General features: G+C 56.8%; 23 protein-coding genes and 1 pseudogene. 13 read left to right on the top strand and 11 right to left on the bottom strand.

What is annotated here, in order from left to right; all coding sequences use genetic code 11:
- Window positions 1–58: 58 nt before the first annotated feature.
- Window positions 59–832, top strand: a complete 774-nt coding sequence (locus tag PK28_RS10505) for a PPK2 family polyphosphate kinase (protein ID WP_044513673.1) — start codon at window positions 59–61, stop codon at window positions 830–832.
- Window positions 833–962: 130 nt separating this feature from the next.
- On the opposite strand, the gene PK28_RS19025 is transcribed toward PK28_RS10505, so the two are convergent.
- Window positions 963–1685: an energy transducer TonB gene (locus PK28_RS19025; RefSeq protein ID WP_048825876.1), complete on the bottom strand. Its 723-nt coding sequence runs from the start codon at window positions 1683–1685 to the stop codon at window positions 963–965.
- Between the two features lie 114 nt (window positions 1686–1799).
- A complete protein-coding gene (gene alaS, locus PK28_RS10515; RefSeq protein WP_044513674.1) occupies window positions 1800–4484 on the bottom strand; it encodes an alanine--tRNA ligase in 2685 nt (894 codons plus the stop codon).
- A 290-nt stretch (window positions 4485–4774) separates the two neighbouring features.
- Here alaS and PK28_RS10520 point away from each other — a divergent pair, with 290 nt between their 5' ends.
- The 3 genes from PK28_RS10520 to PK28_RS10530 all read left to right on the top strand — a co-directional run bounded on the left by PK28_RS10520 (window position 4775) and on the right by PK28_RS10530 (window position 7458).
- A complete protein-coding gene (locus tag PK28_RS10520; protein WP_044513675.1) occupies window positions 4775–5131 on the top strand; it encodes a MerR family transcriptional regulator in 357 nt (118 codons plus the stop codon).
- A 175-nt stretch (window positions 5132–5306) separates the two neighbouring features.
- Window positions 5307–6446 (top strand): DNA-processing protein DprA, encoded by a 1140-nt coding sequence (gene dprA / locus PK28_RS10525; RefSeq protein WP_044513676.1) that lies wholly within the window; start codon window positions 5307–5309, stop codon window positions 6444–6446.
- A gap of 160 nt (window positions 6447–6606) precedes the next feature.
- Window positions 6607–7458, top strand: a complete 852-nt coding sequence (locus PK28_RS10530) for an aminotransferase class IV (protein WP_044513677.1) — start codon at window positions 6607–6609, stop codon at window positions 7456–7458.
- Between the two features lie 48 nt (window positions 7459–7506).
- On the opposite strand, the pseudogene PK28_RS10535 reads toward PK28_RS10530, so the two are convergent.
- From PK28_RS10535 to PK28_RS10565, 6 genes and pseudogenes are all read right to left on the bottom strand, one after another.
- Window positions 7507–8282: pseudogene (locus PK28_RS10535) on the bottom strand (IS5 family transposase).
- 356 nt (window positions 8283–8638) lie between these two features.
- A complete protein-coding gene (locus tag PK28_RS10545; protein WP_156126346.1) occupies window positions 8639–8911 on the bottom strand; it encodes a hypothetical protein in 273 nt (90 codons plus the stop codon).
- Between the two features lie 56 nt (window positions 8912–8967).
- Window positions 8968–9762 (bottom strand): thymidylate synthase, encoded by a 795-nt coding sequence (locus PK28_RS10550; protein ID WP_044513681.1) that lies wholly within the window; start codon window positions 9760–9762, stop codon window positions 8968–8970.
- A 138-nt stretch (window positions 9763–9900) separates the two neighbouring features.
- Window positions 9901–10389, bottom strand: coding sequence for a TlpA family protein disulfide reductase (locus tag PK28_RS10555; protein ID WP_044513682.1), 489 nt, complete (start codon window positions 10387–10389; stop codon window positions 9901–9903).
- Between the two features lie 25 nt (window positions 10390–10414).
- Window positions 10415–11077 (bottom strand): hypothetical protein, encoded by a 663-nt coding sequence (locus tag PK28_RS10560; RefSeq protein ID WP_044513683.1) that lies wholly within the window; start codon window positions 11075–11077, stop codon window positions 10415–10417.
- Window positions 11078–11161: 84 nt separating this feature from the next.
- On the bottom strand, window positions 11162–11398 hold the full coding sequence (locus tag PK28_RS10565; protein ID WP_044513684.1) for a hypothetical protein: 237 nt from the start codon (window positions 11396–11398) through the stop codon (window positions 11162–11164).
- A gap of 122 nt (window positions 11399–11520) precedes the next feature.
- Here PK28_RS10565 and PK28_RS10570 point away from each other — a divergent pair, with 122 nt between their 5' ends.
- The 4 genes from PK28_RS10570 to PK28_RS10585 all read left to right on the top strand — a co-directional run bounded on the left by PK28_RS10570 (window position 11521) and on the right by PK28_RS10585 (window position 15582).
- Window positions 11521–13821 (top strand): efflux RND transporter permease subunit, encoded by a 2301-nt coding sequence (locus PK28_RS10570; RefSeq protein ID WP_044513685.1) that lies wholly within the window; start codon window positions 11521–11523, stop codon window positions 13819–13821.
- Window positions 13822–14078: 257 nt separating this feature from the next.
- Window positions 14079–14660, top strand: a complete 582-nt coding sequence (locus PK28_RS10575) for a hypothetical protein (protein ID WP_044513686.1) — start codon at window positions 14079–14081, stop codon at window positions 14658–14660.
- Between the two features lie 8 nt (window positions 14661–14668).
- Window positions 14669–15022 (top strand): hypothetical protein, encoded by a 354-nt coding sequence (locus PK28_RS10580; protein ID WP_044513687.1) that lies wholly within the window; start codon window positions 14669–14671, stop codon window positions 15020–15022.
- A 188-nt stretch (window positions 15023–15210) separates the two neighbouring features.
- The gene (locus PK28_RS10585) at window positions 15211–15582 is read left to right on the top strand and encodes a hypothetical protein (RefSeq protein WP_044513688.1); all 372 of its coding nucleotides are present in this window, start codon (window positions 15211–15213) and stop codon (window positions 15580–15582) included.
- Window positions 15583–15701: 119 nt separating this feature from the next.
- Here PK28_RS10585 and mgrA read toward each other — a convergent pair whose 3' ends face one another.
- Window positions 15702–16697, bottom strand: coding sequence for an L-glyceraldehyde 3-phosphate reductase (gene mgrA / locus PK28_RS10590; RefSeq protein WP_044513689.1), 996 nt, complete (start codon window positions 16695–16697; stop codon window positions 15702–15704).
- A gap of 215 nt (window positions 16698–16912) precedes the next feature.
- On the opposite strand from mgrA, the gene PK28_RS10595 reads away from it, so the two are divergent.
- On the top strand, window positions 16913–18895 hold the full coding sequence (locus PK28_RS10595) for an AAA domain-containing protein (protein WP_048825881.1): 1983 nt from the start codon (window positions 16913–16915) through the stop codon (window positions 18893–18895).
- Window positions 18896–19046: 151 nt separating this feature from the next.
- Here PK28_RS10595 and PK28_RS10600 read toward each other — a convergent pair whose 3' ends face one another.
- Window positions 19047–20186: an SMP-30/gluconolactonase/LRE family protein gene (locus PK28_RS10600; RefSeq protein WP_044513690.1), complete on the bottom strand. Its 1140-nt coding sequence runs from the start codon at window positions 20184–20186 to the stop codon at window positions 19047–19049.
- A gap of 232 nt (window positions 20187–20418) precedes the next feature.
- Here PK28_RS10600 and PK28_RS10605 point away from each other — a divergent pair, with 232 nt between their 5' ends.
- Complete coding sequence (locus PK28_RS10605; protein ID WP_044513691.1) at window positions 20419–20934, top strand: FKBP-type peptidyl-prolyl cis-trans isomerase; 516 nt, start codon at window positions 20419–20421, stop codon at window positions 20932–20934.
- 410 nt (window positions 20935–21344) lie between these two features.
- Here PK28_RS10605 and PK28_RS10610 read toward each other — a convergent pair whose 3' ends face one another.
- Entirely contained in the window at window positions 21345–21956 is a 612-nt protein-coding gene (locus PK28_RS10610) for an acyl carrier protein phosphodiesterase (protein ID WP_044513692.1), read from the bottom strand.
- Window positions 21957–22080: 124 nt separating this feature from the next.
- Between PK28_RS10610 and PK28_RS10615 the strand changes: the two genes are divergently transcribed.
- The 3 genes from PK28_RS10615 (at window position 22081) to PK28_RS10625 (ending at window position 24734) form a co-directional block, all read left to right on the top strand.
- Window positions 22081–22593 carry a pyridoxamine 5'-phosphate oxidase family protein gene (locus tag PK28_RS10615; protein ID WP_044513693.1) on the top strand — a complete coding sequence of 171 codons (513 nt, stop codon included), beginning with the start codon at window positions 22081–22083 and terminating at the stop codon, window positions 22591–22593.
- 303 nt (window positions 22594–22896) lie between these two features.
- Window positions 22897–23592 (top strand): hypothetical protein, encoded by a 696-nt coding sequence (locus PK28_RS10620; RefSeq protein ID WP_048825883.1) that lies wholly within the window; start codon window positions 22897–22899, stop codon window positions 23590–23592.
- A gap of 53 nt (window positions 23593–23645) precedes the next feature.
- Complete coding sequence (locus PK28_RS10625) at window positions 23646–24734, top strand: porin (RefSeq protein WP_044513694.1); 1089 nt, start codon at window positions 23646–23648, stop codon at window positions 24732–24734.
- The last annotated feature ends 44 nt before the right edge of the window (window positions 24735–24778 follow it).

Raw genomic sequence — 24778 nt, forward strand, 5'->3', positions numbered from 1 at the left:
GTATAATGAAGCTAGTCTGATGCGTGATTGAGTGCCCAACCCTTTTTCTACCTGAACTATGGATAACGCTACCACTGGCTTCGATCTGAGCAAGCTGCCTACGCGGGCCCCGCTCACCATGCACAAGGCGCCCAGCAAAGTGGAGTTAAAACGCCTCGTGCAGGAGCTGTCTGCGCTCCAAAACTGCCTTTACGCCGAAAACCAGCACAGTATTCTTATCATTCTGCAGGGAATGGATGCCAGCGGGAAAGACGGCCTCATCCGAAAGGTATTCAGTGGAATAAACCCCCAGGGCGTGCAGGTACATTCGTTTAAAGAGCCAACCGATGAGGAACTAGCCCACGATTTCCTATGGCGGATACATCAACATACGCCTCGCCGGGGTATGATGCAGGTCTTCAACCGCTCACATTACGAGGATGTATTGATTACCCGGGTAGCCGGCCTGATTACTCCCGAGGAAGCCATGCGGCGCTTTGCGGCTATCAATGCCTTTGAAAAGCTCCTGCAGAATGCCGGCACCACCATCCTCAAATTCTACCTACATATTTCCCAGGAGGAGCAGCACGAGCGGTTGATGGAGCGCGTCACCGATCCTACAAAGCGCTGGAAATACGAAGCCGGCGACACGAAAAAAGCGGAGCAGTGGCCCCAGTACCAGAAGGTATACGAGGACGTATTTCGTTACTGCAACCCCGAGAGCTGCCCCTGGCACATAGTACCCGCTGATCAGAACTGGTACAAAGCCTACGTTGTGGCCAGTACGCTGCGCCATGCGCTGGTGACGCTGAACTTAAAATATCCAGAGCACAAAACCGACCGGCCAAAATAGCACGGCCACGGTTTTATTTTTTTCTGTTCCCAGAAAAGGACAGCCTACTGCGGCCTGTTAAGCAAGTAGCCCCTAGCTAATGCAGTGAATCAACCAAACAATTTAAAGTAGTCTGCTCCTATTCAGACTACTATCGAATAGCAAAAGTTATGGGGACAGTCATGTAAACCGGCACATTTTCACCGTCTTGCTGCCCTGGTTTGAAGGCAGGTATAGCCTTTATAATCCGAAGAGCCTCTGCATCCAGCTCCGGCGAAATACCTTGTTTCACCTGAGCATTTCGGACTTTACCCGTCTCGTCAATCACAAATGTGATATATACTTTCCCTTCCTGGTGCCTCTTTAGTGCTGCTTTTGGATAACGAATAGTACTACCAATGAAGTTTAGCAACGCACGCTGACCACCGGGAAACTCAGGCATCCTTTCACTGTATTTGTATTCCTTACAGGAAATGGAAGAACCGGATTCTGAAAAGCATTCGGCACTTACCTCCACATCATGATCATAGAGGGCCCTTTTTTGAACTGAGCCCTTATCATAAAAGCTCAGGTATTCGCCGTGCGTTTTACTCCCTACTTCGTGCCGTATGAATTGCTTTTTACCGTTTGCCCGCCATTGAACTGTTTCAGTCAATGTATCGCCGTTGGGCTGCCAAAGGCTTTTTCGAACTTTTAATAGTTTTCGGGAGGCCACAAAGAACACACTATCCAAGCGGGATTTTCCTGGTACCTCCATCCGCACCACATGGTATATGGCCTCCTGCTCGTCTACAGCTTCTGAGTCTAGCTGGGCAAAGAATAGAGTTTGTTGCTGGGTGTTGCCTGGGCACTGCTCAAACGCGCCAGCAAACACAGGCTTACAACTAGAATCAGATTTTTCACTTTATTATTTACATAAAATGGGCGCTATGTTATGCAACATAACGCCCATTAAAATAGCCGTTTACTTAACGAACTGACATCAAATCTACTGGAGTGTTTTACCTACCAGCTCCTCAGCCTTGGCAATAGCCGCGCCTAAACCAGCCGCATTTTTCCCGCCGGCAGTGGCGAAGAACGGCTGACCGCCGCCCCCGCCCTGAATTTCCTTGGCCAGCTCGCGCACCAGCGTGCTGGCGTTCAGCTTGCCGGCTTTAGCCAGTTCATCGTCCAGCATCACGGCTAGTTGCGGTTTACCATCTATCTCAGCACCCAGCACCGCCACTAGATTGGGAACGGCCTGGCGCAGGTTATACGCCAGCGTTTTGAGGCCATCAGCCGACGAAACCTGCACCTGCGCGGCCAGAAAGTTCACGTCGTTCAGCGGTTTTACCTGGCTTACCAGCTGGTCTTTCTGCTGATTGATGCTTTGCTGCTCAAATTGCTCCAGCTGCTTGCGCAGGGCGGCCATTTCCTCCGTCTGCTTTTCGATACTAGGAATGAGGTGCTGGGGGTTGCCCAGGGCCTCGCGCACTTGTTGCAGCACATCCAGCTGCTGGTTCACGTAGGCTTCGGCTACGCCGGCCGTTACGGCCTCAATGCGGCGCACGCCCGCGCCTACGGCGCTTTCCGAGGTGATTTTAAAGAAGCCTATGTCGCCCGTGGTACGCACGTGGGTGCCGCCGCACAGCTCTACGGAGTGGTCCTTGCCGAAGGTGATAACGCGCACAAACTCGCCGTACTTCTCGCCAAACAGGGCCATGGCGCCCAGCTGCTTGGCTTCCTCAATGGGCACATTGCGGCGCTCATCCAAGGAAATTTGCTGCCGGACCCGCTCATTTACCAGGCGCTCAATATCGCGCAGCTGGTCGTCGGTTACTTTGGTGAAGTGCGAGAAGTCAAAGCGCAGCAGCTTCTCGTTTACCAACGAGCCTTTCTGCTGCACGTGCGTGCCAATTACCTCACGCAGGGCGGCCTGCAGCAAGTGCGTGGCCGTGTGGTTTTTGCGGATCAGGTCGCGGCGGGCCTGGTCAATGCGGGCGTTGAAGGGCACGTTCAGATCTTCCGGCAAATCCAGCACGGTGTGCACGATGAGGTCGTTTTCCTTTTTCGTGTCGATGACGCGCACCCGGGTGAAGTCCGACTCCAGGTAGCCCGTGTCGCCTACTTGTCCGCCTGATTCGGCGTAGAACGGAGTCTGGTCGAGTACCACGTGGTATTCGGTTTTGCCTTTGGTGGTGGTTTTGCGGTAGCGCAGAATGCGGGCCGGCGCTTCTTCCAAATCGTAACCCACAAAGGCAGGCTGCTCCTCGGAGGGCATTACAATGGTCCAGTCGCTCTGCTCCGACTCCTGGGCGTTGCGGCTGCGGGTTTTCTGCTCTTCCAGGGCCTTCTGGAAGCCGGCCTCGTCCACTGAAAGACCCTTTTCACGGGCAATCAGGGCCGTGAGGTCCAACGGGAAGCCAAAGGTATCCGACAGCTCGAAAGCGGTTTTGCCATCAATTACACCACCCTGAGCGCGAACTGATTCTTCCAGGGCATCAATGCGGCGCAGGCCGTTTTCCAGGGTTTTGAGGAAGGCAATTTCCTCTTCCTCAATCACGCGCTGCACAAAAGCCGTCTGGGCTTTCAGCTCGGGGAAGATCAGGCGCATCTGGTCGGCCAGCACGGGCACCAGCTTGTAGAGGAAGGGCTGCTTGAAGCCCAGCGAGGAAAACGCATAACGCACGGCGCGGCGCAGAATCCGGCGAATTACGTAGCCGGCCTTCACGTTGCTGGGCAGCTGCCCATCGGCAATGGCGAAGGAAATGGTGCGGATATGGTCGGCAATGACGCGGATGGCAATGTCCGTTTTCTCCTCTTCGGTGGCGGGCTGGTCGTTGACGGTGGCCGGCGCGGTGCCATGATATTTCAGGCCGGCTTCCGAAGCAATGAATTGGATGAGCGGCTGGAAAACGTCGGTGTCGTAGTTGGACTTCACACCCGATACGGCCATCATCAGGCGCTCAAAGCCCATGCCCGTATCTACGTGCTGGGCCGGCAGTTTCACCAGCGAGCCATCGGCTTTGCGCTGGAACTCCATGAACACGTTGTTCCAGATTTCGACTACCTGCGGGTGGTCGGCATTTACCAGCTCGGCGCCGCCTTTCAGGGCCAGTTCGGCCTCGTCGCGCAGGTCAATATGGATTTCGGTGCAGGGGCCGCAGGGACCGGTGTCGCCCATCTCCCAGAAGTTATCCTTCTTGTTGCCGGGCAAAATCCGGTCGTCGGTGGTGAATTGGCGCCACAGGTTCTGGGTTTCGGTGTCAGCCTCCAGCTTGTCGCCGGCATCACCTTCAAAATAAGTCACGTACAGGCGCTCTTTGGGCAGCTTGTACACTTCCGTGAGCAGTTCCCAGGCCCAGGCAATGGCATCGGTCTTGAAGTAATCCCCAAACGACCAGTTGCCCAGCATCTCGAACATGGTGTGGTGGTAGGTGTCGTAGCCTACCTCTTCCAGGTCGTTGTGCTTGCCGCTCACGCGCAGGCACTTCTGCGTATCGGCAATGCGCTTGTAGGGCGCGGGCTTGTTGCCGAGGAAATAGTCCTTGAACGGGGCCATGCCCGAGTTAATGAACAGCAGCGTGGGGTCGTCCTTCACCACAATAGGCGCCGAGGGCACAATGTGGTGACCTTTGGAGGCGAAGAAATCCAGGAACTGCTGGCGGACGTGGGAGGCTGAGGGAAGTGACATGGGCAGAAGCGCCGGCCAGGGCCGGGCGCATAGTTAATTTCTTAGAACAAACCGGCCGGACAATGAATTGGCGGCCGCCGGGATTTTGGCTACTTTTCGCAAAAATAGGGATTAGCCATTAGGTATTAGGGCTTAGATTTTAGGTCTTCAGCCCCAGCCCGGATTTTGGCAACCCGCTCCGGGCAGTTGAGCACCTTGCTGAAAAGCCAAAGACTACCTGAATTCCGGCCAACCCCCTGAGCTAAAGCCCCAACCAAAGACCTAAGGTCTAACTCGCTAAGCCCTACAAAATGCCCTATAAAGAGCGCGACATCGAGAAGCAATATTTCACCATTGGCGAAGTAGCCCAGCAATTCAACGTGGCTCCCTCGCTGATTCGCTTCTGGGAGACGGAGTTTGACGAGCTGCGCCCCCGCAAAAGCAAGAAAGGCAACCGCCTGTATACCCCGCAGGACATTGATATTTTTCGCACCATTTACCACCTGGTAAAGGAGCGCGGCTACACTATTCCCGGCGCCCGCGACATGCTCCGCCAGAAAGGCCCCCAGCTAAAAGAGAAAATCGACGTGATTCAAAGCCTGGAGAAAATCCGCGGCTTCTTAGTGAAGATGAAAAAGGAAGTGGACGCGGCGGGGAAGGCGGAGTAGCATAAACTCCCTTTTCAAAAACCCTCTGTGTCATCCTGAGGCGGTAGCCGAAGGACCTTCTCACAGTTGAACGACTTTACTCATAACGACCTGTGCATGCGTGAGAAGGTCCTTCGCCAGCTCAGGATGACAGAAGATTTGAGGTTATTTTATTTTTAGTTTATCGGAGTTCTGAATGTCTATTGTTACCCCTACTGATACCCTGCTGCACGAAGTAGCCCTCACCCTTTTCCCCGGCATTGGTCCGCAGCTCACGCGGCAGCTGATGAGCTATGGTGGCTCGGCCAAGAACGTACTGCACCTGCCGCCGGGCAAGCTGCGCAAGATTCCGGGCGTGGGGCCCGCCACGGTGGCCATTCTCACCGGTGCGGAGCGCACCAATGCCTTAAAACAAGCCGAGGCCACGCTGCTTAAAGCCGAAAAAGACGGCGTGCAGCTGCTGTTCTACACCAGCAAAGCCTACCCCTCCCGCCTCAAAACCATTGCCGATGCGCCGGTGCTGCTCTACTATCAGGGCACCGCCGACCTCAACCAACCCAAAACCATTGCCCTGGTAGGCACCCGGCAGGCCACCGACTATGGCCGGGAGCAAACCGAGCGGCTGGTACGCGGCCTGGTGCCGCACCGCCCGTTGGTAGTAAGCGGCCTGGCTTACGGCATCGACATTGCCGCCCACCGCGCGGCCCTGCAGGAAGGCCTGGAAACCGTGGGCGTTATGGCTACCGGGCTGGACGTTATCTACCCGCACGCCCACCGCAAAACCGCCGAGAAAATGCGCGAGCAGGGCGGGCTGCTCACGGAATTTCCCTTCGGCACCCCACCCGATAAATACAACTTCCCGGCCCGCAACCGCATTATTGCGGGCATGTCGGATGGTACCGTAGTAGTAGAAGCCACCCGCAAAGGGGGCGCCCTTATCACCGCCGAGCTGGCCCTGAGCTACGATAAGGACGTGCTGGCCATTCCCGGACCGCTAAATTCGCTGGCTTCCGAAGGCTGCCACGAGCTCATCAAAGCCAGCAAAGCCGCCCTGTACTCCGAGCCCCGGGATTTAGAGCAGCTCCTGAACTGGGATGCCGCGCTGCACCTGCAGGGCAAGTTTAAAGCAGCAACCGTTTATGACGCCGACAATTTTACCCCGGAAGAATACCAGGTAATTGAAGTTTTGCAGGCCGCTCCCAACCGCGAGGAGCACCTGGATACGCTGGCCTGGAAAGCGCAACTACCTATCCATCAGGTAGCCTCCCTGCTGCTGAGCCTGGAGTTTGGCGGCGTGGTGAAGGCTATGCCCGGAAAACGTTTTGGATTACTATAGCCCCATTTCCTTTCGTTTCAGGCGGTTTTTTAGAATATTGAGAGGCGATAAAAGTGCCCAAAGCGGCATTTTATGGGTAAATGACTGGTGCTGAAGGCGCTGCCCAGGCGCCAACTATACAGGACTTATTCCGTCTATAGGTTTCCTCTCAACCTCCTCTATGGAAGTAAGCTCTACTCCTACTGCAGTCCTGCTTTATAACGGCCAGCTCTACTCAACAGATAGTTTTGGCCTGACCTTGCCCAACCGCGGCCTGCAGTTTAATGATGGCTTTTTTGAAACCCTGATCTGGTCGAACGACGGCTTGCGCTACCGCTCCCAGCACCTGCAGCGCATGCAGGCGGCCGCCAATGCGCTGGAGCTGGAGCTGCCCACGGCTTTGGTGGCCGAGGGTGCCCTGGAATGGGCCTTGCGGGAGTTGGTAAATGCCCTGCGCCTGCCCGAAGCCCGCCTGCGCGTGCAGGTTTGGCGCAGCGGCGGTGGTCTATATTCACCAGCTTCCAACCAAGTGGAATGGCTGGCTACGGCCCTGCCTTTTGAGCTGCGGGAGTCGCCGGTGCAGCGGGCGGGGTTTGCGCAGCGCGTGCGGGCATTGTATTCGCCGGTGTCTTTCTGCAAGGGCCCACAGGCGGTGCTGTATGTGCTGGCGGCCCAGGAACGGGTGCGGCGCGAGCTGGACGAGCTGCTGCTGCTGGACACTGCCGGCCATATAGCCGAAGCAAGCGCTGCCGCCGTGTTCTGGATTCGGGATGGGCGCTTGTTTACCCCGGCCCTGACAACGGGCTGTGTGGCGGGCGTACGCCGCGCCCATTTGTTGGACCTGGCGCGTGCCAAGCATTTGTACGTGCACGAGGTGCTGGCCAAGCCGGAAGAGCTGCTGCAGGCCGAAGCCGTATTTACGGCCAACGTGGCCGCCATCCGGCCCCTGCAGCAAATAGACAATACCCTTTTTGCCTCCGACACCCACCCGTTACTGCAGAACCTGCGTCAGTGGGAAGCCGCGGGTTACTAAGCAGCCTGAGTTTAGAACTATAAGAATACAGCTAAAAGCTAGGACCTGTTAACAGTCGCGTAGCCAGAGCACAATTGCCGCTAGATGAATAAAGGCCAGAAAATGTGCATCCAACTTGTCGTAGCGCGTGGCCACGCGTCGAAACTGCTTGAGGCGGCTGAAAAGTCGCTCGACGGGGTGGCGCTGGGCGTAGCGGGCCGCGTCGTAGGCGCGCGGGTGCCGGCGCTTGCGCCGGGGCGGAATCACGGCACAGGTGCCGCGGGCGACCAGGGCCGCCACCAGCGGGTCGGAATCGTAGCCGCGGTCGGCAATCAGGTAGGCCGGGGCCAGCCCGTCGAGCAGCGGCAAGGCCTGCGGCGCGTCGTGGCGCTGGCCGGCGGTCAGGCCCAGGCGCACGGGCCGGCCGCGGGCGTCGGTCACCGCGTGCAGCTTGGTGGTCAAGCCGCCGCGGCTGCGCCCGAGGGCTTGCGGCCCGTTTTTTTGCGCGCTCCGCTCGCGTGCTGGTGCGCCCGCACGGTGGTCGAGTCCACCAGCAGCGTGTGCAGCGCGTCGTCCTCTTGCACCGTTGCCAGCACCCGGGCCCACACGCCCGAGGCACTCCAGCGCTGGAAGCGCGTGTACGTCGTGTGCCAGTTGCCCCAATCGGCCGGCAGGGCCCGCCAGCGGCACCCGTTGCGCATAAGCCACAGCACGGCCTCCACGAACCGGCGGTTGTCCTGGCCCCGGCCGCCTTTCGTGCCTGCCCGACCGCCTTTCGTGCCTGCCCGACCCGGCAGCAGCGGCGCAATCCGCGCCCACTGCGCCTCCGTCAACAAATAGTCCATACGCTAACATAATTGCTACTGTTAACACTTCCTAGTTCCCCTCCTTAGCTAAGGCGGGGTTAGGGGTGGTTGACCATGCGTCAGGACGTTTTCTTCATTTGATGATCCTGTCGAGCGGAGTCGAGACATCTCGCTAGTGTGGTAATTAGTTTGGCAACATCAGCACGCGAGATGCTTCGACTGCGCTCAGCATGACGGGCTGTGGAAATGATGTTCTTTGCCCAACAACATCAGCAGGCGAGATGTCTCGACTCCGCTCGACAGGACGGGCTTGGGAAACAACGATTATCAACCACCCCTAGCCCCGCCTTAGCTAAGGAGGGGAACTAGGCTTTAAAAATTGTTTTTAGCTTGGATTAGTTGCTGGAAACCAGCGGGGTGAGGCTGCGGCGGGTGCGCATCCACTGCCAGCTCTCCTCAAAAAGCTGGAGGTCCTCTTCGGTTACTTCGTTACGCTGGAGAATTTCCTGGCGGGGCAGAAGGGCCGCTTCCAGATCATACAGCGCAATCCAGGTGCGGTGTTTACGGGATAATTCAGGAGCCAAAACGGGCGTACGGGTAATCATGTTCCAGGGGCAATTGTACTGCAATGCCCGTTCTACGGAACTGTACTTTACGAGGATGCGCACGCGGCGAAATTAGCTTATTTGCGCTACTATATAATACCCTCCCTATATTTCCCACACTACACCGCTACCGGCGCTTTTATAGCGGGATGCGGGTTGTAGTTTTCCAGCTGAAAATCCTCGTATTGGAACCCGAAAATATCGGTTATGTCCGGGTTGAGGCGCATTTGTGGTAAGGGGCGCGGCTCGCGGGTGAGCTGCAGACGGGCCTGCTCCAGGTGATTGCTGTAGAGGTGGGTGTCGCCGCCGGTCCAGATAAATTCGCCGGGCTCCAGGCCGGTTACCTGCGCCATCATGAGCGTGAGCAGGGCGTAGCTGGCAATATTGAAGGGCACGCCCAGGAATACATCGGCGGAGCGCTGGTAAAGCTGGCAGGACAGCTTGCCATCGGCCACGTAAAATTGGAATAAGGCGTGGCAGGGCGTGAGGCGCATGAGCGGCAGCTCGGCCACGTTCCAGGCCGATACTACCATGCGGCGCGAGTCGGGCTGGGTGTGGAGCAGGTGCACCATCTGCGCAATCTGGTCGATGCTCTGGCCATCGGGGGCCTCCCAGCTGCGCCATTGCTTGCCGTAGATGGGGCCCAGGCTGCCGTCGGCATTGGCCCACTCCCGCCAGATGCTCACCCCTACTTCTTCCAGGGAGTTGTTGTTGGTATCGCCGCGCAAAAACCACAGCAGCTCGTGGATAATGCTTTTGAGGTGCACCTTTTTGGTGGTGACCAGGGGGAAGCCTTCCTGCAGGTTAAAGCGCATCTGGTAGCCAAACACGGAGAGCGTGCCGGTGCCGGTACGGTCGGTTTTCTGGGTGCCGTGGTCGAGGATGTGCTGAAGGAGGGCTTGGTACTGGCGCATGGGGGAAGGTGAGCGTAAGTCGGAGAGCTAGTCAGCCGGATGGAAAGTCAAAAGTATAGAAAAACGCGGCGGGCCGATGCCTCATTTTCAGTTGAGCACCTCCAGAAAACTTGTCGCCCTTCCATCCAACGCTCAGCATTATAAATCCTTTAAAGCGGCCAGTTTTAGTTGTATCTGGGCGAGGTCATAAGTACGCTCCAGAATATTTCCCTGCCGGTCCAGCAGCACATAGGTGGGAAATCCCATGATGCTATAGTCCTTCATCACCTGGCCCTCATCACCATCCAGATTGCATAGCTGCGTCCAGTTGACGCCATTGCCTCTGATGGCCTGTATCCACAACGCTTTGTCCTGAGCATGTTCGGCCGCAATGCCTACCAGCGCCAGCCTAGGGTATTCCAGATGCAGGGCTTTCAGAGCGGGAAATGATCTGATGCAGGGATTACACCAATGACCCCAGAAATCCAGCAGCACGTACTTTCCAGCGTAAGATTTCAGAGTAGTGGGGCGGCCCTGTATATCAGGAAGGGTAAAAGCCGGGGCTTTGGTGCCGACCACTGGTTTGCTTTGGGCGCTGAGGGAGAAGCTGAATAGACAGATTATTGCAGCGAGCAATATTGCTTTCATGGGTAATAAACTACTACCATAAATATCAAGCTCTTCTGAATCGACGCACTATAAAAAAGCCACCTGCTATTAGCAAGCCATAAAAGAAGACTTTACCCATTATATGCCCCAATTTATAAGCCGACGACTCCTTCGCAGATTCAAGACTCGAATTACTTTCCTTGTTTGTAGCAGGCTGAAGGGAAGCAAAGAATTTTGTTCGGTTTGCCTTTGAATCTTCGGCTTTTTCTCCTGCTTCACTTGTATAATAGTGTAATGTATAGCCATTCCCATTTATCTGTAGTATCCGCATAAACTTGACTGCAGGTAAATCGGCACGATCAGGAGTGGAGATTTGAAGATCTAATCCATCGTACCCTGCTATTGTAAACGGGCGTTTACTAATAACCTTACCGTTCTCCACTACATCTAGAATGCCTTTTATAACTCCGTTGTAGAATTCATCCAGTTCCGCTGAGGAAGGATTAACTTTATATGAATTTTGTTGAACTACTGCCAGATAGATGGTCTCCCCATCAATAAGCCGATAAGCTTTCTGGCCCTGCACTTCAAGCATAGTTGCTTGCCCGGGAAAGTCTACGGTAACTGAATCACCTAAATCAACCTTCTGCCACTGAGTTTCCTGTGCCGAAATGGATGAACTAAATAAGAGTAGTAAACTTAGTATTAAAGTAAAACGTGTAATCATAATTCGTTTGGGATTAAGAATTCTACAAACATAAAGAGCCGCCTTTAAATGAGGCGGCTCTTTATGTAAAATATTAAAGTCAATTTACAGCGACTTCGTCACCGGCTTAGCCGCTGGAGCGGGCTTCACCGAAGCAGTAGTGGTTTTAGCACCTTTCTTCACGCAGCAGGAAGCACCGGAAGCCGCCATTTCCTTGCTGCACTTGGCTTGCATTTCGGTAGTGCAGGCTTTCTTGGTTTTCTTGGCGCCTTTCTCGCCTTCCGTAGCGGAGGCAGTACCAACGTAGGCGAACAGGGCGAGGGCTAACAGAACGTTTTTCATATCGAAGAAGCTGAAGGAAATGGAAACAAAAGCGGTAAAACGGGGGTTGGCTTCCCGCCGACTCTAAGGTAAGAAAAGCGGGGCAAACAGGCTATGCTTTTCTCCGGATCGGGCTTCTGCTTATGCCGCTTCGCAAACTCGCTCATCTTACCCTGCTGGCCCTGGCCCTGCTCACTGCCCTGGCGGTGTTCTTTGTGGCCCAGCTGCGCTTCAACTATAATTTCAACGACTTCTACCCCGCCGGTGACCCCGACCTGGACTACTACCTGAAGTATTCCGAGCGTTTCGGCAACGATAACGACTACGTGCTGCTGGGCCTGGAGGCGCCCGCTGGCCAAACCGTTTTTGACGCCCGCTTCCTCACCAAAGTCGATACGCTGACGCGCTTTATTCAGGCCCGGCGGCACGTGACGCACGTTTCCTCGCCCACCACGCTCACCAACCCCGTGGTAGAAGGCCTGGGCGTGTTCAACATTCCGTACCTGCACCCCCAAGAGCCCAGCCGTCGCGCTCAGGATTCCACCCTGCTCTATCAAACCCCGGGCATTGTGGGCAACCTGATTTCCCGGGATGCGCGGGCCCTTACCATCCTGTTCCAGACCTCGCCCAACCTCAGCAAGCCGCCCGGCGACTCCCTGCTGGCCGCCGTGCGCTGGGAGCTGCAGCGCCAGGGCTTTGCCGATAGCCAGGTGCACCTGGCCGGCAAAATGGTGGCGCAGTCGGTGTTTGTGGACCGGCTGCAGAACGAGCTTATGGTGTTTATGAGCCTTTCCGTGCTGCTGGTGACGGGGTTGCTCTGGCTTACCTTCCGCACGTGGTGGGGCGTGGTGCTGCCGCTGGTGGTGGTGTTGGGCGCTATTCTCTGGGGCCTGGGGCTGATGAGTGCCTGCGGCATAAGCATTGACCTGATGACGGCCCTGCTGCCGGTGATGCTGTTTGTGGTGGGCATGTCGGATACCATTCACATCATTACGCGCTATGTCACGGAGCTGGGCTACGGGGCCAGCAAGCGGGACTCCCTGTTCATTGCCCTCAAGGAATCGGGGTTTGGCTCCGGGCTTTCGGCCCTGACTACCAGCATTGGTTTTTTCACGCTGATGACCAGCACCATCCGGCCCATTTACAACTTCGGGCTGTTTACGGGTATTTCCGTGCTGCTCACGTTTGTGCTGAGCTTTACGCTGCTACCCGCCATGCTGGTGCTGCTGCGCAAGCCCCAGCTGCGCATACCGCGCCAGGAAGGCCACAGCTGGGACGGGGTGCTGGGCCGCCTGTTCCGCACGGTGCTGGCCCGCCGCCATTGGGTGGTAGCCATCAGCGCCCTGATATTGCTGGGGTCGGTAGCGCCGGCCTCCCGCATCCGCATCAACTCGGCGCTGCTGGACGATTTGTCCCAGAACGACCCGGTGAAGCTGGATTTCGTGTTTTTTGAAAAGCAGTTTGCCGGCGTGCGGCCGTTTGAGCTGGATCTGAAGCCCGCCGCCGGGGGCAGCATCTATGATCTGGCCGTTTTGCGGCAGACGGAGAAAATAGAAAACTACCTGCAGCGCCACTACGGGCTCAATTTCGTGGCCTCCCCGGTTACCATCATTAAGTCAGTGCGCAAGGCTCTGAACGGTGGCCAGCTGCCGGAATACCGCTTGCCCGATTCGGAGGCGGAGCTGCAGCGGCTGGTGCGCAAGGTGAAGCTCTTCCGCAAGAAGCCGGAGTTCCGGGCTCTGGCCCTCCCCGATGGCACCGAAGGCCGCCTCACCGGCCGCATGCCCGATGTGGGCAGCATAAAAGCCGATGCCCTGAACGCCGACCTGCGCCGCTTCCTGCGCACCCAGGTAGACAGCACCGTGCTGCAAACCCGCCTCACCGGCTCGGCCAATCTCATCGACAAAAACAACGAAAACCTGACGCTCAACATGATTACCGGCATGACCATCGATATTGTGATGGTCACGCTGATTGTGCTGGCGCTGTTCCGCAGCCTGCGCATGACGCTGGTGGTACTCATCCCCAACCTGGTACCCATTCTCATTGTGGCCGGCGTCATGGGCCTGGCTGGCGTGAACATGAAGGTGAGTACCAGCATCATCTTCACTATTGCTTTCGGTATTGCTGTGGATGATACTATTCACTTCATCAGCAAGCTTAAGCTGGTATTGCTGAAGGAGAAAAGCCTGTTTAAAGCCGTCCGTAAAACCTACCTCATGGCGGGCAAAGCCGTTATCGTTACTTCTCTCATCCTGGTAGGTGGCTTCTCCACGCTCATTTTCTCTTCTTTCGATGGCACTTTCTATGTGGGCCTACTCATTAGCCTCACGCTGCTGTTTGGGGTGGTAGCCGAGCTGACCTTGTTACCCATTCTGATTCTGTATTTCTACCGCCACAAGCCCAAGGAAATCCGCCAGCCCGTGCCGGTGCTTGGCGGGTAGTATGGGGTGAAATGCAGAAAAAAGAACGTTCTGGAGAGCAGGTGGCGCATCAAGCCAGAGCGCAAGACATCTACAAAACTGACGTAAGCCATAGTAGCGCGAAGCTCCGGCTTCGCGCACGAGCAGAGCGAGTTTCCATGCGTTAGCGCAAACGGCGCGGTTCCGGCGACTCGCTCCGCTCGTACGCGAAGCCGGAGCTTCGCGCTACAATTCCCGTCTCATAAACTACACGGCTCACTTCGTCGTTACTTTGCTCTATGACGAAACGCTTGCTCCCTCTCCTTTTCGCACTATCCTGTCAGGCTGCTCTGGCCCAAACCACCTCCCCGGCCCCGGAGAACGAAGTTTCCCGCCTGATTAAGGAGCGCGAAACCCTGGTGCGCCAGTATGAAGAAGCCAATGCCCAGCGCAACAGCCTCTTCGGCAACAAGCCCAGCAAAAAAGACCTGCAGGAAGTAGTGGATGCCCTCAAAGGCATTATCCGTAAAGACACCGAGGTAGTGCGGGCCGTGCAGGCCAGCACCCTGCGCCAGACGGCCGCCGTGGTAGCCGAAAATCAGCAGGCCAAGCAGCAGGTTACCGTGGCCACCACCGACCAAAGCAGCGTGCGCCAGCGCTTCTACGACCTGCAAAACCAGATTCAGAACCTGGAGCAGCGCGAAAAACAGCGAGAGAAAAAGCTGCAGGAAGCCCAAACCGCCGCTAAAGAGGCCGAAGAGGCCCGCACCTCCCGCGAAATGATTGCCGTTGGGCTGGCCTTGCTCAGCGTAGCCCTGCTGGTGTATGTTTTCCGGTTGCGCCAGCAGCTGGCTGCCGTTCCTTCCCGCAAGCGGCGCTAACTTGCGCTATGCTGGTAGCCGTAGCCGAGTATCTGACCTATGCCGAGGCCGTTAGCCTCTATAACCGGCTGCTGGATGAGGCCGAGGTGGTGGCGCTGGTTAAAAACTACGGCCCCGCCACCCTCCCCTTCGGCGACGGCCTTTATTTTCAGCTGCTGATTGAGGAAACCGACCAGCCCGCCGCCCAGCCCGTAGTGGAAGAATTCGCCCGCCAGCGCATTCTGCCCGCCGTGCTCCGCTGCCCCCGTTGCGGCTCTCCTGAGACGCTGCCCGTGCCCCGGCCCGCGTGGTGGAAACGTGTTTTTTACGCCGGCACTACGCTGTACCGGTGCCAGAATTGTGGGGAGGAGTTTGGAAGCTGAAGTGGTTCCGTAACGCGTGCTTCGCCACCTTTGTCGTTTGTCATCCTGAGCTTTGCGAAGGACCTTCTCACGGCTGAACAAGTCGTCACAACGAGTCGTGCTGACGTGAGAAGGTCCTTCGCAAAGCTCAGGATGACATTTTTTAAATTATTAGACAGCTTCGCCGATACTCGCGGCCTCCGTTTCTTATGGAAAATATCTTTCCTTTTAAGGTTTACGCCATTCCCGAACACCTGCGCGTGGAGAATGCCCTCTTCGGCATCACGGCCAACGTGGAATCGGACCCGGCGCTGGAGGGGTATTTCTACCTGTTTGAGAAGTATGGTTTCGGGGGCGGCGGCTTATCCTGGGAAGAGCATATCACCACTATTTTGGAAGAAGAAGCCCCCGTCCTGCTGGACCAGATTCAGGGTTTCTCCACGCCCGCTACTCTCCTCTTTTATGCTGATTCCGAGGACGCGGTGCGCCGGTTTATGCAGCTCATCGTCCCCATTTTCGCGGATCTGGGCAAGCTAAACAAGTATTTCAGCCAGACCGACCCCAGCGACTTTTTCGAGTAGAAAACATTAAGAACGTCATGCTGAGCTTGTCGAAGCATCTCTACCGCTGACGTTGTGGAAGTAACCCAACGAAGCGGTAGAGATGCTTCGACAAGCTCAGCATGACGGGCTAATTGGATTTATTTCTCCTGCAAAATCTCTTCTATCTGATTCAGTTCATCCGCGCTGAACTGCAGGTTATCCAGGCAGCGCAGAGAATCGGAAAGCTGATCAGGTTTGCTGGCGCCGATGAGGACGGAAGTTACCCGCTCATCCCGCAGAATCCAGGAAAGGGCCATTTGAGCCAGGCTTTGGCCGCGCTTCTGGGCCAGGCTGTTCAGCTGCTGCACCTGCGCCAGGCGCTCCGTCGTAAGTTGGGTTTCGGTGAGGAAGCCTACTCCTTTCGCCACCCGGGAATCCTCGGGAATGCCATGCAGGTATTTATTGGTGAGCAGGCCCTGGGCCAGCGGCGAAAAGGGAATGCAGCCCACGCCGGCTTCGCCCAGCAAATCCAGCAGGCTGCCTTCCACCCACCGCTCAAACATGGAGTATTTGGGCTGATGGATGAGGCAGGGCGTGCCCATTTCCTGCAGCAGCCGGATGGCCTCGGCGGCTTCTTCCGTTTGATAGTTGGAAATACCCACGTACAGCGCCTTGCCCTGGCGCACCACGTGGTCCAGGGCGCGCATGGTTTCTTCCAGGGGCGTTTCGGGGTCGGGGCGGTGGGAATAGAAGATGTCCACGTATTCCAGCTTCATGCGCTTGAGGCTCTGGTCGAGGCTGGAAATGAGGTATTTGCGGGAACCCCATTCGCCGTAGGGCCCTTCCCACATGTGGTAGCCGGCTTTGGTGGAGATAATCAGCTCGTCGCGGTAGCCGCGAAAGTCTTCTTTCAGAATGCGCCCGAAGTTGGTTTCGGCCGAGCCGGGAGGCGGGCCATAGTTGTTGGCCAGATCAAAGTGCGTGACGCCGCTATCGAATGCCCGGTGCAGAATGGCGCGGAAATTACTGAGCACGTCCACGTCGCCGAAGTTGTGCCACAGCCCCAGGGACACGGCCGGCAGTTTCAGGCCGCTGCGGCCGCAGCGGCGGTAAATCATGGAAGAATAGCGGCTAGGGTTGGGTTGATAGGGCATAAAGCGTTAGGATATGGAATGCTGTTGAGACGCAAATCTATGCTCTGGCGTTGCAGATTAAAGAACTGACCTGTATGCTTTGGTCTATTTGCCTACTGCTTCGCGGCTTTCCCTGCTTTTAGCGCTGAAGTGAATTATCTTTTTTTCCTCCCGACCTTCGGCCACCAAAAGGCCATTTTCGTTGTTATCAACGAATCCCCAATACCCTTGTACTGTTGACTGAACAACCTACGTATACCGACCCCTACGCGCTGGAAAAAGAGCTGCGCAAGGTGCAGGCCCTCATGCAGCTGGAGCAAAAAGAGGACCTGGAGCAATTCAAGATTAAAAGCGCCCAGTCTACCATTGCGGAGCGTCAGCGGCGCGGCCTCACCTGGTACCCCGTAAATATTACCAAGGAAGATATTGGCTTCGGGGGCAAGCTGGTGCTGGAGTTGGAGCGCCCCGCCGGCCAGGGCGGGCTGCACCTGTTTCAGGTGGGCAAAAATGCCGCGCTGTTCGGCAACGTGCCCGGCCGCTCCGGCTCCGACCGCCCCACGCTCAGCGGCGTTATCACGGCCGTGAAGCGCAATAAAATCCTGCTGGCCACCAACAAGGAAGACCTCCCCGACTGGGTAGATGAAGGCAAGCTGGGCGTAGACCTCACCTTTGATGAGGTGAGCTACCGCGAGATGGAATACGCCCTGGGCAAGGTGATGGGCGCCTACGACAGCCGCCTGGCGGAGCTGCGCGACATTCTGCTGGGGGCTAAACCCGCCCGCTACAAATCAGAAACCGAAGCCCAGCTCTACTACCCTAGTCCTTTAAATGAGTCGCAGCTGGCGGCCGTGCGCCACGTGCTGGCGGCCCAGGATGTAGCCATTATTCACGGCCCGCCCGGCACCGGCAAAACTACCACGCTGGTGCAGGCCATTCTGGAAACCATCCGGCGCGAGCGGCGGGTACTGGTGTGCGCCCCCAGCAACACGGCCGTGGATCTGCTCACGGAAAAGCTGGCCGAGCGCGGCGTGAACGTCATTCGTATGGGTAACCCCTCGCGCGTGTCTGATCTGCTTCTGCAGCATACCCTGGATGCCCAGATTATGGCGCACAAGAGCTACCCGGAGCTGAAAAGCATGCGCCAGACGGCCGAGCAGTACCGCGAAGCCGCAGGCAAATTCAAGCGCCACTTTGGCTGGGAGGAGCGCGAGCAGCGCCGCCTGCTGAAAGAGCAGGCCCACCAAATGCTGCAGGAATCTGACCAGCTGGAGCGCTACATCACGGAGGATTTGCTGGAGCAGGTGCAGGTGATAACCTGCACGCTGGTGGGGGCCGGCAACCGCGCCATTCGCCACCTCACCTACGAAACCGTTTTCATTGATGAAGCCGCCCAGGCCCTGGAGCCCGGCTGCTGGATTCCTATCACCAAAGCCAACCGCGTGGTGCTGGCCGGCGACCACCAGCAGCTGCCACCCACGGTAAAAAGCGAAAAAGCCGCCAGTGAAGGCCTGCGCGAAACGCTGTTTGAGAAGTGCATTAAGCGCCAGCCCCACACAGCCCGCATGCTGCAGGTGCAGTACCGCATGCACGAGCAGATTATGGCGTTCAGCTCGGAGCAGTTCTACCACGGCAAGCTGATTGCCGCCCCCACCGTGGCCCACGCCGACCTACCCGACTACGATATTCGCTTTGCCCCCGACACGGCCGTGGAGTTTCTGGACACGGCCGGCTTCGGCTTTCAGGAGTTGGGCCTGGATGAAAGCCGTTCCATTGCCAACCCCGAGGAAGCCGACCTGCTGCTCAAGCGCCTGGCCCAATTGCTGGAACCCTACGACCAGGCCGACCACACCGAAGACCTACTCACCATCGGCGTAATTGCCCCCTACCGCGCTCAGATTAACTATTTAAAGGATGCCGTGGAAGAAAACGACGAGCTAACCGGCCTTATGGAGCACCGCATGCTCAGCATTGGCACGGTGGACTCGTTCCAGGGCCAGGAGCGCGACATCATTGCCATCAGCCTCACGCGCAGCAACCCGCAGGGCGAAATAGGCTTCCTCTCCGATGTGCGCCGCATGAACGTGGGCATGACCCGCGCGCGCCGCAAGCTGCTCATCGTCGGCGACTCCTCAACGCTCGGCTCGCACCCTTTCTACAAGGCTTTTCTGGATTACACTGAAAAAATAGGGGCTTACCGCACCGCCTGGGAGATGCAATAAAGAAAATCTTAAAATAATCAGCCCGTCATGTCGAGCGAAGCCGAGACATCTCGCTAGTGTGGTGAATAGTTGGAGTACTATCCCAACCTCAGCACGCGAGATGTCTCGGCTTCGCTCGACATGACGGGCTTTTATTGTGCAGTCAGCCGCACTACTTTACATCAATCACCGACATGGTATGTGGGGCGTCGGATTTCGTGTTCACGAAGTTCTTTTCGGGCTTATCGAAGTTGGAGATGTAGAGGCGGCTGCCTTTTAGCAGCACTTCGGCGGGTTGGTCCAGCAGGCCGTTGCGGCCATCGGTGTCGCCGTTTTGGGCCAGGGTGGTCACGGTATTATCCTTCAGGTTTACTACTTCAATGGCGTTCTGGCGGGAGTTGCAGAGGTAGAGCTTATCGGTGGCGCGGTCAATGATGAGGCCATCGACGCAGGGAATTTTCTTGCCTTGCAGCTGCAGGGCTTCTTTTTTGGCGAGGCTGCCATCGGACTTCAGCGTAAGCTTGTACAGCGTACCGTCGCCGAAGGAGCCGGTGTAGAAGTTGCCTTTGCTGTCGTAGTCCAGGCCATCGGCGCCGTTGTCTACGCCGGTTTCATTTACCTGGGTGGTAAAATAAGCCAGCACGTGCGGGTCCATGGTTTTGGGCTTGAGATGCACGGGGCCTTTGTTTAGCTCGGCCAGTGTGAAGCGAAGTACGGCGCTGCCTTTATCATCATTGGGCATGTCCCACTGGCTGTCGGTCACATAAATAGTATTGCCCTTCCACACCACCGCGTTGGCCAGGGCGAAGTTATCGACGACGGTTTCCACCTTGCCGGGCTTGCCGTTCTGCATGCGCACGCGCATCAGGCGGGATTTAAAATCCTTGCTATTTTCATACTGGTTTTCGGCGTAGTAGAGGTTGCCATCGGGCCCGAAGGCCAGGTCCATGGGCGCGGCTTTTTGGGTGGTGGGCTCCACGGGCAGGTTAGTCAGCCAATCTTTAATGCCGGTATCGGTCATTTCCATCAGCACGGCGGGCTTGGTATTATCGGCCAGGTTAGGCACGGAGAGGATGAGGCGGCCGTTGGGCGCCAGGGCCAGTCCATCGGGCGTGTTGTGGGCCTCGTCCAGGGTGTGCAGCAGCTGGGGGCTGCCTATGTTGGCGGTGGTATCCGGGGCGGTGGACGCGGGCACCGAGGCAGTATCAGCGGGCGCGGTGGCCGTAGTCGTGGTTTCCGACGTGGTGGTGTTGGACTGGCAGCCGGCCAGCAGCGCACCACTCACCAGCAAGGTAGAAAAGGCAGTTTTCATGGGTTCGAAGGCAGCAAAAAGGAGGATTGGCCCGAAAGAAAGATGGCCGTTAGGCTTAACGATTTGGCTGCGGCTGCGTTAAGGAATACCAAAATTTTACCGGCCGCGGCCCGTGCGCGGCCCGGCGGGATGGGCCGGGCATTGTACCGACAATTCCGCCCCATTTCCGTAATTAGCCGTTCCAAACACATTTTCCAACCCAACCCCCGGACACACCCGTCCTCCCCGACGTATGGCGAACATCAGCGAAAACAAAGTAGTCACTATCACTTATGACCTCAGCGTAACCGACGAAAACCAGGAAAAAGTACTCGTGGAGTCGGCGGAGGCTGATGCTCCCATGGTGTTCCTGTTTGGCATGAGCGGCCTGCCCGATGAGTTTGAGCGCCAACTCAACGGCAAGCAGCCCGGCGACGCGTTCAGCTTCTCCCTCACCCCGGAGCAGGCCTACGGCGACTACGACCAGCAGGCCGTAGTGGACATCCCGAAAAACGTATTCGAAATCGACGGTAAGATTGACGAGGAAATGCTGCAGGTAGGCAACTTCCTACCCATGGCCGACAACCAGGGCCACCACATGCAGGGCAAAATCGTGGACATCGGCGAAGAAAACGTTAAGATGGACTTCAACCACCCCCTGGCCGGCATGATGATGCACTTCGACGGCAAAGTAGCTGACGTGCGCGAAGCTTCGCAGGAAGAATTAGAACACGGCCACGTGCACGGCGAAGGTGGGCATCACCACTAGGCTTTTTGCGCTTTATTAGAAATGAAGACGGGGCCACTTGGCCCCGTTTTTTGTTTAAAGTTTCATTCCTGATCAAAGGAAGTAGAGCTTACTCCTGCATTTAGGCAACTTCAATTACTCAACTCAAAAGTCAGGATGATACTAGAAATGACACCAAGAACAGTTATAAAAGTTAAAGACATCTTAATAGCTGTAGATATATTAAAAGTGTTCGAGTAAAAGCAGCGAATGAAGATGAATAGGCTGAACAAAGCAGCCAAAAGAAAAATGGGGGCAAACTGACTAAACCAAGCAGGTAAAATACATGAAAGGCATGCCCACATTGCTAAGCGCTTATTTTTATCTATCAATTGCTTATCGATTTGAGTATAAAAAACATGATTTGAAAGAAACTTCAGATGCACTACACTTTACATATGCACTGGTAAACTTACCTCTCTAATTAGCTCCGGCCAAAATTCCCGAAAATCCGCCTCATACGCGGGCAGTTCCGCAAGAAACGCTTCCGCTCCAGTTGCCAGAACCTCCGCACCTGGCACGCGGCGGCTCAACCCCAACAACGCACGGCGTAAGCCCTCTGGCTGGGCGTAGCCGGTGAGCCAATCATCACGGCGCATGTACTGGAGCATGTGCTGCAGGCGCTCCGGTAGCTCCTCACGGCGGGCGTGCAGCAGCGTGTACATGCGCTGGCTGAAAGCAGGCAGCGGCTCGGCGGCATCGTCATGAAACTCCGAGAAGTTGCGGGCCAGCAGGTGGTCGAATCCGATATCGGACACTACCCCGGCCCATTTGCCCAGGCCGGCCTCGCGCAGGCGGGCGGTGGTGCGGCGCACTATGGGGTGGCTATCGGTGAAGGTATCGATGGCGCGGTGCAGCACAATGCCGCGCTGCACGGCCTCGGGGTAAGCCAGCAGGCCGGCGCGGCCCCGCACTGCCTCCGCAGCAAAATTGCCTACTACAATATCAGAGTAGTTGGGGTGCGAGGAAGGGCCGGAAAGCAGCAGATGAGCCAAGAAATTCACGGGTGCAAGGTAAGTGGGTTTCGGGTAGAACGGAGGTGGGCAGCAAACCCGGCAGCGGGCCGGGCCGTAAGTTCAGGAACTCCCTATACCACCTAATACCCCATTCTAACTTACACATCTGCTTATGTCAGCCCAAACACCCGTCACCAACGACCTTTCGAAACTGCTGGAAAAAATCAAGGACGTGCGCATTGCCATGCTCACCACCACCGACGACCAGCACTGCCTGCATAGCCGCCCCATGTTTACCCAGAAGCCCGATGCGGACGGCTCTCTCCTCTTCCTGACCGATAAAAACTCCGCCAAGATATACGAGGTGAAAAAGGACAGCCAGGTAAACCTGAGCTACGCCAACCCCGACAGCAACGTGTACGTCTCGGTTTCGGGCCGCGCCAACGCCTTCCGCGACCAGGCCAAGATTGACGAGCTCTGGAGTGAGCCCATGCGCGCCTGGTTCCCCAAAGGCAAAGACGACCCCCAGATCATGATCCTGAAGGTGGAAATTGACAAAGGCGAGTACTGGGATACGCCCAGCTCCCTGCTCACGCAGGCCTATGCCTACGCCCGCGCCGTAGTTACCGGCGAGCCCAGCAAGGACGATGACGTAAACCAGCACGCCCAGGTGAAGGTTAAGTAAGTTAACTGCGCACTTCTGAAAAGGGCCGGAAGCAGTTCCGGCCCTTTTTTGTTGTTTTAGGACTAGAGTTAAAGTGCTAGTTCCCCTCCTTAGTTAAGGAGGGGCTAGGGGTGGTTGAAAGACTAGAATTAGAAATCTAAAGCTAGTTGTTCTTTCAACGATTGGTCAACCGCCCCTAATCCCTCCTCAACTGAGGAGGGGAACTAGCTTTAAGTCTGGTTTCTTAATTCTGGACTAGCTCTGCCAATCAGTCAACTACCCCATCCTTGTTTTAAGACCAGAGACTAACTTTTAGTTTTAGCAGTGCTACTGACCACCCTCTCCATTATAACCCTACGCCCCGGCAATGCCCGCTGGGCATTGGCCCAGATGGGCACCGCGCAACGCCCTTTGCAGCAGGTGCCGGGGCTGCGTTTCCAGAAGCTGCTGGGCAGCGGGGCCGAGCAGTATCAGTTCTTGCCCAACCTGAACCGCTACGGCTTTATGGCCGTGTGGGAATCAGCGCAGGCCGCTGATTCATTTTTTGACACGCACCCGTTGTGGCAGGAATACCGGAACCGCACCCAGGAAATATGGACGGCGCGGCTGGCCCCACTGCAGGCCCACGGCCTCTGGGATGGCAGCAACCCTTTTGCGTACCCCACGGATGAGGTTTTGCCCACTGAGGGGCCGGTAGCGGTGCTTACGCGGGCCTCTATCCGGTGGCAAAAAACGCCCCGCTTCTGGCGCTACGTAGCGCCCAGTCTGGCCGCCGCCAACAAGGCGCCGGGCGTGCAGGCTTCTATTGGCCTGGGCGAGCTGCCGGTGGTGCGGCAGGCCACGTTCAGTATCTGGGAGTCGGTGCAGGCCATGCAGACGTTTGCCTACCGCAACGAGCTGCACAAAGAGGTAATCCGGCTAACGCGCCAGGAGAAATGGTACGGCGAGGAGCTGTTTGCGCGGTTTCGGGTGCTGAGCACGGAAGGAACCTGGGACGGACTGAACCCGGCCGTACGGTAGAATCAAACGTTATTTATCCGCCCCAACACCTACAGTACGCTGACCGGCCATTGATGAAACACACGCTACTCATCCTATCTGCGCTTCTTTTTTCGCGGATTGGCCTGGCCCAAACCCCTCCTACCGACTCCACGGCAGTCAGTCCCGTAACGGTTTATGGGTTTTTAGACGCGTATTACGGCTTCGATTTTCCTACTAAAAGACAACAGCGCCCCGCTTTCCTGTACTCCCATAATCGGGCTAATGAATTTGCGCTCAACAATGGCCTGCTGGGAATCCGCTACCAGCAAGGTAGCATAAGGGGGGCGCTGGCTCTGCAGGCCGGCACCTATGTAGAAGCGAATTATGCGGCCGAGCCGGAGCCGCTCCGGCATGTGTACGAAGCCTATGCGGGCTTTCAGCCTACCCAAAATATATGGCTGGATATGGGGATTTTCTCCTCGCACATTGGGTTCGAGTCGGCCATCAGCAAAGATAACTGGACGCTGACCCGCTCAGTTATGGCGGAAAACTCGCCCTATTATGAGGCCGGGGTGCGCCTCACTTACACCCCCACGCCCCGGCTTACGCTTACCGGACTGGTGCTGAATGGCTGGCAAAACCTGCGGGACAACAACCGCGGCAAAGCCCTGGGCACGCAGCTGCAGTGGAAACTAACAGACAGGCTCCTGCTCAACAGCAGCACTTTTTATGGCAACGAGCAGCCCCAGGACTCGGCACGTCGGCGGCGCTTCTTCCATGATTTTTACGTCACTTATGAAACCTCAAAGCGCCTGCAGCTAGCCCTGGTGTTTGATGTGGGCTTGCAGGAAGCGCCCAACCGGGTGGCCGACACCTGGCATACCGGCGCAGCCCTGGCCCGCTTTCAGCTCTCCGCTCAATGGCAAGCCACTGCCCGGGCCGAATACTATCATTCCCGGCACGGCGTGGTTATTCAATCCAGCCGCCCCCTGGCAGCTTCTCCTTTGTTTCAGGTGGCTGCCGCCTCCCTTACTACCGGCTATGCACCTACCCCGCAGCTGCTGGTGCGGCTGGAAGGCCGCGTGTGGCGCGGCAAAGCTGCCCTGTTTGATCCAACTGCTATGGGCGCTGCCACGCATACCTATGGCAGCCTGACCTCCTCCATGGCCCTAAGCTTCTAAGCACGAAAGCAGTAGAGCACAAGGCAACTCCCTGGTAAGCCTGG

It is taken from the genome of Hymenobacter sp. DG25B (genome assembly GCF_000801315.1).
Taxonomy (GTDB): domain Bacteria; phylum Bacteroidota; class Bacteroidia; order Cytophagales; family Hymenobacteraceae; genus Hymenobacter.